This window comes from Actinoplanes sp. NPDC051633 (genome assembly GCF_040681735.1).
In the GTDB taxonomy this organism is placed as follows: domain Bacteria; phylum Actinomycetota; class Actinomycetes; order Mycobacteriales; family Micromonosporaceae; genus Actinoplanes.
In genome coordinates, this window is sequence record NZ_JBFAZH010000346.1 from 1 (window position 1) to 6,857 (window position 6,857).

6 protein-coding genes are annotated in these 6,857 nt (G+C 73.0%); 5 read left to right on the forward strand and 1 reads right to left on the reverse strand.

What is annotated here, in order from left to right; genetic code table 11:
* Both AB0M20_RS20000 and AB0M20_RS20005 read left to right on the forward strand, forming a co-directional pair.
* The coding region (locus tag AB0M20_RS20000; protein ID WP_364300152.1) for a hypothetical protein at positions 1-751 on the forward strand (751 nt) is incomplete at its 5' end.
* Positions 752-777: 26 nt separating this feature from the next.
* Entirely contained in the window at positions 778-2,028 is a 1,251-nt protein-coding gene (locus AB0M20_RS20005) for a hypothetical protein (protein WP_364300154.1), read from the forward strand.
* A 1-nt stretch (position 2,029) separates the two neighbouring features.
* On the opposite strand, the gene AB0M20_RS20010 is transcribed toward AB0M20_RS20005, so the two are convergent.
* The gene (locus AB0M20_RS20010; RefSeq protein WP_364300156.1) at positions 2,030-2,590 is read right to left on the reverse strand and encodes a DUF2087 domain-containing protein; all 561 of its coding nucleotides are present in this window, start codon (positions 2,588-2,590) and stop codon (positions 2,030-2,032) included.
* Positions 2,591-2,734: 144 nt separating this feature from the next.
* Between AB0M20_RS20010 and AB0M20_RS20015 the strand changes: the two genes are divergently transcribed.
* The 3 genes from AB0M20_RS20015 to AB0M20_RS20025 form a co-directional block, all read left to right on the forward strand.
* The gene (locus AB0M20_RS20015; RefSeq protein WP_364300158.1) at positions 2,735-4,588 is read left to right on the forward strand and encodes a trypsin-like serine protease; all 1,854 of its coding nucleotides are present in this window, start codon (positions 2,735-2,737) and stop codon (positions 4,586-4,588) included.
* Between the two features lie 28 nt (positions 4,589-4,616).
* Positions 4,617-6,023 carry a serine hydrolase gene (locus tag AB0M20_RS20020; RefSeq protein WP_364300160.1) on the forward strand — a complete coding sequence of 469 codons (1,407 nt, stop codon included), beginning with the start codon at positions 4,617-4,619 and terminating at the stop codon, positions 6,021-6,023.
* 110 nt (positions 6,024-6,133) lie between these two features.
* Positions 6,134-6,857, forward strand: a 724-nt coding sequence (locus tag AB0M20_RS20025) for a helix-turn-helix transcriptional regulator (protein ID WP_364300162.1), incomplete at its 3' end; no start/stop codon positions are given.

The window sequence follows — 6,857 nt, forward strand, 5'->3', positions numbered from 1 at the left end:
CCGCCAGCTCGCCCAGGTCTCGCAGTCCGAGATCGACGAGGTGACCGCCGAGAAGGTGCAGGTGGTGACCGGCCTGCTCATCAGGTACCAGGGACTGATCCAGGACGCGTTCCGCGGCGGCGCCGGCACGGTGCTCGCCCAGGCCAACATGCGCTGGGCCCACAGGTTCATGGAGGAAGAGGTCCTGTCGCAGCTGGCCACCCTCGAGCAGAATGTCGAGGACGCCGAGGTGAGCGCGATCCCGTGGTGGCGCCATCTGCTGTGGGTGCTTCCCCTTGCCGCCTTCCTGGGACTGCTGGGCTGGGTGCAGGTGTGGCACTCGCGGCGGTTCCGGCGAACGCTCAGCGCGCCGCTGCTCGCCGCCTCCCTGCTGGCCATGGCGCTGGGCGCCACGGCGGTGGTGTCCCTGCGCTTCGACGGCGACGTCGACCGGAGCCGCGACACGCTGGACGACATGGTCGTCACCTACGAAGCGCGGGCCGAGGAGGCGAGATTCCGAGGGTGCGACGCCCTGAAACAGATCTCCGGCCAGTGGCCCGTCAAACCGGATGGCGATTGCCCACGACCGCCGAAAGCGACCTCGGGTCAGCAACTGCTGAGCACGTCGAACTCGGTGAGCACCACCGCTGCGTCGGCGGCCACCTACTCGGCCCGCGCCACGGCCGCTGCCGTGGCGATGGCGGTGCTGGCCGGCCTCGCCGTCACGCTGGGGCTGCTGCCCCGCCTCGAGGAATACCGGTACCAGCGATGACGAGACTCCGGCGAACAGTGGCGGCCGTGGCCGTCGCCCTGCTGACGGCCGCGGCCCTGCACGGCTGCACCGGCGCGACCGCCGACGATCGGGTTCTGGTGGTGCTCGGCCCGTGGCCGGACAACAGCATCGAGGCCACCGTGTTCGTGCGGGTGCTGAAGGCATACGAGAAGAAGGCGACGCTGGACATCACCTATCAGGGCACGCGCGCGATCGGACAGGTCCTCAGCGGCAAGATCAAGGATGGGACGCTGCCGGACGTCGCGATCATGCCGCAGGTGGGCGAGATGGCCTCGTACGCGACCGAGGACCTGGCGCGGCCGGTCACCTCGCTGGTGGGCTGGCCGCATCGCAGGTTCGGCAAGCCCGGCGCCGTGGCCGCGGACGATCGGGCTCTCTGGCGGGGCAGCGAGGCGTACGCGGTGGCGATCAAGACCGACGTGAAGAGCCTGATCATCTACGAGAATCAGCAGTTCACCCCGGCCAAGCCCACGACCCTCGCCGATCTGCCGGGGCTGACCGGCAGCAAGCCGTGGTGCCTGGGCCTCGGCGCCCCGTCGTCGCCGGGCTGGCCCGGCACCGACTGGATCGAGGATCTCGTGCTGCACGAGGCGGGCCCGGACGGCTACGAGCGATGGGCCTCCGGCCGTGATCCGATCGGCCGGCGGCTGCCCCTGCCCTGGGCCGACGACGACGAGGCGGCGCCGCCCGGGCCCGTGCGGCGCGCGTTCGACCTGTTCGGAACGATCGCCGGCAATCCGGGCCAGCGGGAGGACGCGTTGCTGCGCAGCCCCGAGGAGGCGGACCAGATCCTCGACACCGGCAAATGCACCGCCATGCACCAGAGCTCGTTCTACGCGGGCGGCAGCGGCGAGATCCATCAGTTTCCCGAGGCGCTGAGCGGCGGCGCCGTCGAGGTCTCCGCCGACTTCGCCGCCCGGTTCACCGACCACCCGGCGGCCGAGGGCCTGCTGCGGTTTCTCATGAAGGATCCGGAATGGGTCGCCGCCTCGGGCGGATTCGTCCTGCAGCCCGATCCGCTGCCGTGGATCTATCAGGGATCGCGGGCGAACATCGCGCAGATCCTCGCCGACAATCCACCCCGCTGCCTGGACGCCTCCGACGCGATGCCCACCACGATGGCGGCCGCCTTCCAGAACGCGATCCTGGAGTACGTCGCCGAGCCCGCCCGGGTGCGCGACATCCTGGCCGACCTGCAGGAGGTGCAGGACGCGCTGCCCCCCGACGAGCGACTGCGGGTCTATTGCACCGTCTGAGTCAGCGGGCAACCGGTTGGCGGCCGGGGCCGTAGACGCTGCCGGCCCGGTCGCGCTCCAGCCAGCCCGTGTCGACGAGCATCCGGCGCACCCCGGCGACGTCGTCGGTGATCTCCGCCAGGCGGGCGTTGATCTCGTCCTCCTGGTAGAGACCGTCCAGCGCCAGGAACCTCGACAACAGCTCGCCGAGCAGTTCGTACCGCTCGCCCATGGTCGGCGGCATCCCGCTCAGCCGGCCGTGCGCGAAGTATCCGGTGAGCTGCGGATACTCCGAAAGCAGCGCGGCGATCGGCTGCAGCCGATCGACCGCGGCGGCCGCGTCGCGCAGCTCGCCCAGCCGGGCGCGGTAGATCCCGTTGCCCGAGCCGCTCGCCAGCCCCAGCGCGGCCAGCCGGGCCAGCGCGGTGCCCACCTCCGACGTCGGCAGATCCAGGGGGTACGCGAGCTCGGCCACGGTGGCGCCCTCGGCCCCGCGCCGAGCCAGATCGGCGAGGACCCGCAGGCGGGTCGTGCTGGACAGCGCGGTGAGCACCTCGGCGGCGCGAGCGGCTTCGACGGACATCCGGTGAGCCTAGGCAGGGGCGGACGGGCGCCGCACGTCATTTTCCTTACAGACCACTGTGGATCGGATGGGTTCCCGGGAAGGCATCGACGCCTTACGCTGACCCTCCAACCATTGACCGCGGGGGATTCGATGATCGGGACGATGGCTCGGCGCGCCGGTGCGGGCGCCGCGGCGGCAGGTTTGCTGGTGATGGCGGGCTGGCTGAGCGCCGGCCCGGCGGCCGGGGTGAGCGGCGGCACGCCGGCCACGCAACAAGGGCTCGAGTTCGCCGCGCAGATCATGGTCGGCGACAACCAGCGAGGCTGCTCGGGCGCGCTGGTCGACCCGGAGTTCGTGATCACCGCGACGTCCTGCCTCGGCGCGGGCACGGTCCCGGCCGGTCCCCCGCCGGCGCCGGTGACGGTGACCGTGGGCAGGACCGACCTCGCCTCGACCGGCGGCCACCGGCTCGCCGTGACCCGGGTGGTCCCGCATCCCTCCCGCGACGTCGTGCTGCTCAAGCTGGCGTCGCCGGTGCCCGACGTGACGCCGGTGGCGATCGACACCACCGCGCCGGTCGCGGGCGAGACGCTCCGGGTGGCCGGGTTCGGCCGGACCGCGACCGAGTGGGTGCCGGACCGGCTGCACACCGCGCCGCTCACCGTGGAGTCGGTGGACGCCGCGACGCTCCGGCTGACCGCGGCCGCCGACGCGCCGGCGACGGTCTGCATGGGTGACGGCGGCGGGCCCACGCTGCGGCCGAGCGGCACGTCGTTCCGGCTCGTCGGCCTGCATCTCAGCTCGGGCCAGGCGGGCTGCCTGGAGACCCCGGCCGAGGTGACCGACAACTCGACCGTCGAGACCCGGCTCGACGACGTGGCCGACTGGGTGCAGCAGAACGTGCGCGGCGGCAACTTCGTCCGGCTGCCGGCCAGCGCCGGGGTGCTCGACACCCGGTCCGGCATCGGCGCGCCGGCCGGCGCGCGGGCGGGCGGCTCCACGACCAGCTTCCCCGTCGCTGGGGTCGGTGGCGTGCCGGCCGGCGTCAGCGCCGTGCTCGTCGACATCACGGCGATCACCGGCGCCACCGGCGGCTACCTCACCGTCTTCCCGGAAGGCACGACACGGGACCCGATGCTGTCCATGGTGAACCCGGCGCCCAACCAGATCATCTCCAACACCGCCGTCGTCGAAGTCCCGGCCAGCGGCAAGCTGTCGGTCTTCAACTCCGGCAACGGCGAGCACATCGTGATCGACGTCGAGGGCTACTACACGACCGCGCCGAGCACCGTCGGCGGCGGTTTCGTGCCGGTGCCGTACACCCGGCTGGTCGACACCCGCAGCGGTCTCGGCGGCACCGCCGGGGTGCTGAACTCGGGCGCGAGCCGGGCCTTCACGCTGACCGGCGGCGTCGTGCCGGTCGGCAGCTCGGCCCTGATGATCGACCTGATCGTGACCGGCGCCACCGCGCAGGGCTGGGTCGGCACCGTTCCGGCCGGCGGCGCCAACCGCAGCGTCATGGACTACGTCGCGGGCACCACGTCGCACGCGGTGGCGGTGAAGCTGGGCTCGGACGGCCGTGCCACCTTCACCAACAACAGCGGGTCACCGGTCCACCTGGTGATGACGGCGACCGGCTACTGGACGTCCTCCGCGACCACCGGCGCCGGCCTGCGGGTCCGCCCGGCGAAGCGGCTGCTGGACACCCGCGACTCCGGCGGCGCACCGCTGGCCGCGAACGCGACCGTCGACGTGCCGCTCGGCCTGCCACAGGGCTCCACCGCGCTGATGAACCTGACCGGCATCAACAACACCGGCGGCGGCTTCCTGCGGGCGTGGCCGGCCGGCGGCGCCGAGCCGGAGGCGTCACTGCTGAACTTCCCGGCCGCCAACACCGGCGCCCGGTCCACGATGGCGGCGATCCGGGTCGGCGCGGACGGCAAGGTGACGATCCGGAACGCATCGAACGGCACGGTCCACCTGATCGCCGAGATCCAGGGCTGGCACGCCCCGTAGATTTCGCCTCGCGGGGTAGAACGGTGGAATGGAGCTGATCGAGGACTTCGTCCGGGCCGCGAACGGCCGGGACGGCGTGGAGTTGCACGGGCTCATGGTGCTGCGGCACGGCGAGGTGGTGGCGCGGCGGTGGTGGGAGCCGTACGGCCCATCGAAGCCGCACCTGCTGTACTCGCTGAGCAAGAGCTTCACCTCGACCGCGCTCGGCTTCGCCGTGACCGAGGGCTCGGTGGATCTCGACGCCACGGTGTTGTCCTACTTCCCGGAGCACGACGACCGCGTCACCGACGAACGGTCGCGGGCGATGAAGGTGCGGCACGTCGCGGCGATGGCCAGCGGGCACCTGGACGAGACGATCGAGCGGGCCTGGGAAGCCGGCGACGGTGACCTGCTGCTCGGCCTGTTGCTGATGCCGCCGGAGCGGGACCCGGGCACGGTGTTCGCATACAACCAGCCGTGCACGTACGCGCTGTCGGCGATCGTGCAGAAGGTCAGTGGGGTGCCGCTGACCGAGTATCTGCGGCCGCGGCTGTTCGAGCCGCTGGGCATCACGACGTACGGCTGGGTGCGCGACCGGAAGGGCCGGGACATCGGCTTCTCCGGCCTCCACACGACGACGGAGGCGGTCGCCCGGCTCGGCCAGCTGTATCTGCGCGAGGGGTCGTGGGAGGGCAAGCAGCTGCTGCCCGCCGCCTGGGTGGCGGAGGCGACCCGGCGGCACGTCGAGACGGCCCGCGAGAACCCGGACTGGAGCCAGGGGTACGGGTTCCAGTTCTGGCGGGCCCGGCACGGCTACCGCGGCGACGGCGCCTACGGGCAGTTCATGCTGGTCCTGCCCGAACAGGACGCGGTGGTGGCGATCACCTCGCAGAGCCCGGACATGCAGGCCTTGCTGGACGCGGCGTGGGAGCACCTGCTGCCGGCGCTGGGCGCGGACCGCAGCTCAGCGGGGACGGCCGGCGCGGACCGCAGCTCAGCCGGCGTGCCGGGCGCGGACCGCAGCTCAGCCGGCGTGGCCGGCGCGGAGCGGGACTCGGCCGTGGCCGAAAACTGTCATACCCCGGCCCTAACTTGGAGCCCACCCAGTGCCGGGGTGGGGGAGGCGGCGGGGGCCGGCGCCCCGCGCGAAGCCGTCTTCCGCCCCGGGCCGGGCAACGAGTGGTCGGCCCTGCGGACGGTTACCCTCGACGGCGATCGGCTCACGCTGACCGACCACGGCCGGCCGCTGGAGGTCGAGCTGGGCCACGACGGTTGGACGGTGACCGGCCCGGTCGCCACCGTGCGCACCGCCACCGGCGTCGACATCGTCTTCGCCGAGACGCCGCACCGGCTGCACCTGACGCTCGACACGGCGGATCACACCTTCGCCGCCGTCTGGGAGACCGTCCCCCTGGACCCCGCCCCTCCCCTGTCCTCCATGCGCATGCCGCGCTAGGCGTGATGTCCAGCAGGTCGCCGCGGATAAGGAGAACAGATCCGCGTGCCGGGGGCGATGCTGGTACAGGTGCGCACCACGCCGGCCGCCCGCGGGCTTAGCGTCGAGGCATGACCACGACGAGCATCGGCGAACGGATCCGGCACCGACGGCTGTTGCGCGGCTGGAGTGTCCGGCACGCGGCCAGCCGGGCGGGCATCTCGCACGCCACCTGGAGCCGGATCGAGCGCGGGCGTCAGGCCGCCGACAACCGGTACGTGCTCGCCGACATCGCCGCCGCGCTGGAGTGCTCGCCCGCCGACCTGGCCGGGGTGCCGGTGCCGGCCGCTGATCGCGCCGCGATGGCCGCCCAGGCCGGGGTGTACGCGCTGCGCCAGGCCCTGGTCGACGCCGACCTGAGCGAACCCGCCGGCCTCCCGTTCCCCGACGTCCGGGAGCTCTCCCGGACCACGGATCTGGTCGACTCCCTGCGCAGCTCGTGCGACTACGCCGGCGCCGCCCGCGTCCTGCCCGGGCTGCTCCGCGACCTGCACGCCGCGGCCGGCGGCCCTGACCGGCTGGAAGCACTGCGGCTGCTCTGCCAGGCCACGTTCATGGCGTCCGGCGTGGTGCGCAACCTGGGTCACCCGGCCGAGGCGTGGCTGGCCGCCGAACGCTGCCGGGACGCCGCGATCGCGTCCGGCGACCCGGTCCTGCTCGGGCTCGCGGCGCACGCCCGCGGTTCGGCGGCCACCGCGTGCGGGTCGTTCGAGCGGGCGCTGGCGCTGACCGTCCGGGCGGCCGACGACCTGCGGTCGCATCTGGCTGCGCCGGGTGGCCTGGAGATGCTGGGGT